This is a genomic window from Pararcticibacter amylolyticus (assembly GCF_003130405.1).
Taxonomy (GTDB): domain Bacteria; phylum Bacteroidota; class Bacteroidia; order Sphingobacteriales; family Sphingobacteriaceae; genus Arcticibacter; species Arcticibacter amylolyticus.
Map to the genome: position 1 here is coordinate 103,503 of NZ_QEAS01000003.1, position 1,170 is coordinate 104,672.

The following is a 1,170-nucleotide window of genomic DNA, read 5'->3' on the forward strand; positions in this document are numbered from 1 at the left end:
AATCGTCTCAGCTCCCTGTACAGCTTTTCCGTAGGAAGGCCCACGACGTTACTGTATGAGCCAGAAATCTTTTCAATGCCCGCAAGTCCTATCCAGTCCTGAATTCCGTACGAGCCTGCTTTGTCTAGAGGCTTGTAACGTTCAATATAGTAGCGGATCTCTTCCTGACTTAGCTCACTGAAAAAAACCTCAGTAACATCATAAAAAGATGTCATGCCGTTTTTGTTCAGCAATGTAACACCGGTAATTACCTCATGTTTCTTCCCCGATAAAAGTGAGACCATCTCAATCGCATGATCCTCATTTTCCGGCTTTCCGAGGATCTGACCTTCAATACTAACAATGGTATCTGCTGTTAAAACCAGGTCGTTACCTTCAATTGATTCATCAAAAGCTCTGGCTTTTTTCTCGGCAATGTAAACAGCAATTTCCGAGGGACTTAATCCTTCAGGATAATTTTCATCAACCTCTTTTAAAACTATACGGAAATCTATGTCCATCAGCCGCAGCAGTTCCTGCCTCCTCGGCGATTTCGAGGCAAGGATGACAGGGGGAAATCTTTTAATCATTTTTTATTTTCTATACTGAAGTTATAGTATCATCCTGGGCACTCGGATCCGGATCATACCAGTTACCCTGAATTTTTAGCACTTTTTCAATCACATCTCTTACACAGCCAGTTCCGCCCGCCTTACCCGAAATATAGATGCTGACGGCTTTCACTTCTTCAACAGCGTCTCCTGGGCACACGGGGACGCCCGAAAGTTTCATAGGGGGGATATCAGGAATGTCGTCTCCCATATAAAGTACCTGCGTGGGTTCCAGGGAATGCGCCTGTAAAAACTCCTGATAAACGTCGAGCTTTTTATCAATACCAAGATGGATTTCGGTTATTCCCAGCCCGTTCAGACGGATCAAAACACTCGCAGACTTTCCACCTGAAATCACACATATGCGATAACCCTTCTTTACAGCTCTCTGCATAGCGTAGCCGTCACGTACATGAAAACGTCGTAATTGTTCTCCTGTTTCGGTGACATGAACCGTTCCATCGGTAAGCACGCCGTCAATATCCAAAACAAAGGCTTTAACTTCTTTTAACTTATCTAAAAACATACACTTACTTTACAGAGGATCTACCACCCTCCTATCTTTTACAAAGCCCCGCCG

At 44.1% G+C, this 1,170-nt stretch carries 2 protein-coding genes; both read right to left on the reverse strand.

All coding sequences use genetic code 11. The annotated features are described in order from the left end of the window. Positions 1-569: Maf family protein (locus tag DDR33_RS04880; protein ID WP_109414652.1), on the reverse strand; the 569-nt coding region annotated here is incomplete at its 3' end. 10 nt (positions 570-579) lie between these two features. Beyond that, complete coding sequence (locus DDR33_RS04885) at positions 580-1,116, reverse strand: KdsC family phosphatase (RefSeq protein WP_109414653.1); 537 nt, start codon at positions 1,114-1,116, stop codon at positions 580-582. Positions 1,117-1,170: the final 54 nt, after the last annotated feature.

Excerpts from the sequence above, each read along its gene's own strand:
- DDR33_RS04885 (WP_109414653.1), bottom strand. The coding sequence starts at position 1,116 with ATGTTTTTAGATAAGTTAAAAGAAGTTAAAGCCTTTGTTTTGGATATT.